Source organism: Undibacterium sp. TJN19, from assembly GCF_049339485.1.
GTDB lineage: Bacteria > Pseudomonadota > Gammaproteobacteria > Burkholderiales > Burkholderiaceae_D > Undibacterium.
Map to the genome: position 1 here is coordinate 1 of NZ_JBMPPL010000042.1, position 1,508 is coordinate 1,508.

The following is a 1,508-nucleotide window of genomic DNA, read 5'->3' on the forward strand; positions in this document are numbered from 1 at the left end:
GGAATGGATTTTTCAAATCGCCAGCAAGAGCCGGGCAAGAAGTTTGTCGGTTTAGGGCTGGTCATATTATTTCACGTGCTGGTGGTATGGGCACTGGTATCTGGACTAGCGCGCAAGGCCATGGAAGTGGTCATCAAACCGCTGGAAACCAAGATCGTCGAAGAGGTGAAGCCACCGCCACCACCGCCCGACACACCGCCGCCACCGCCGCCAAAACTGCTGGCCCCACCGCCACCGTTTATACCGCCGCCAGAAGTACAGGTTCAACAACCGGTACAACAAGCGCCAACGATCTCGGCCGTCTCCAACGTCAAGCCAGAAAACCCGACGTTTGCCAAGACCCAGGCCCCACCAGCACCAGTTGCTGAAGCCAAGGCCACCGGCCCGTCCATCGTCCCTGGCGTGATCGACTTCAACGTTGCGGGTTGCAAACCGGAATATCCGCGTGCTTCACTGCGTAATGAAGAAACCGGCACCGTGCAGTTGTCCGTCCTCATTGGTGCAGATGGCACTGTTGCCGATGTCAAGATCGACAAATCCAGCGGCTTCCGTGGACTCGACAATGCGGTGAAATCCCAATTGATGTCAGGTTCCTGCAAAAACAAACCAGGTACCGTCGATGGCAAGCCACAGCAGACCTGGTCGAAAGTCCAGTACGTCTGGAAGCTTGAGTAGTTGAAACTGGCGCAGGCTACTGCGCAAGCCCATCTTGAGCCTGCGATGCTCACCGTACCTGCGTACGGTTGCGCTTCTTAACTCAACCTGGACTTGCTCGCTACGCCTGCACCAGCTTCTTGGCAGAACAGAATTTTAAATTTGTTATTCACAGCATTTTAAATTTTTTTTGAATTTAGAAATTTTGCAGCAAGCACTCATTTTTAAAAAGGAAGTACCTCAATGAAAACCCGTTTCTCCGCATTCCTGGCTACAGCACTGCTGGCCCTGACCGCCGCTGTTGCCGTTGCCCCTGTTTCCGCACAGGAATCTGCCTCCGCCGCTGCATCTGCAGCAGCCCCGGCTCCTGCCGCAGCCGATGCCGCCGCCCCTGCTGCCCCAGCAGATGCCGGTGCCCCTGCCGCACCTGTCGTCACCAAAGAAGTCGTCGACAATCCTTATGGCCTCGACGCCCTCTGGAAAGGTGGCGACTTCGTCACCAAAGGCACCCTCTTCATCATGGTCGTCATGTCCATGGGCAGCTGGTACATCCTCATCACCAAAATCATCGACCAGTTCAAACTGTCTGGCCAGGCTTCTGAAGCCCGCAGCAAATTCTGGAAAGCCGCGTCCGTACAAGCAGGTGCGTCTTCCCTCAAAGAAGGCAGCCCATTCCGCTTCATCGCTGATTCCGGCATCAAAGCCACCGAACACCATGAAGGCGCCTTGCTCGAACAAATCGACCTGAACACCTGGGTTTCCATGTCCATCCAGCGCGCTGTTGACAAAGTGCAAAGCCGCCTGCAAGACGGCCTGGCCTTCCTGGCAACCGTTGGTTCCACCGCACCGTTCGT

At 55.8% G+C, this 1,508-nt stretch carries 2 protein-coding genes; both read left to right on the forward strand.

Annotated elements, in window-relative coordinates:
* Positions 1-675 (forward strand): energy transducer TonB (locus tag ACO0LH_RS28405; RefSeq protein ID WP_422944511.1); only part of this gene is annotated, 675 nt, incomplete at its 5' end.
* A gap of 222 nt (positions 676-897) precedes the next feature.
* Positions 898-1,508: MotA/TolQ/ExbB proton channel family protein (locus ACO0LH_RS28410; protein ID WP_422944512.1), on the forward strand; the 611-nt coding region annotated here is incomplete at its 3' end.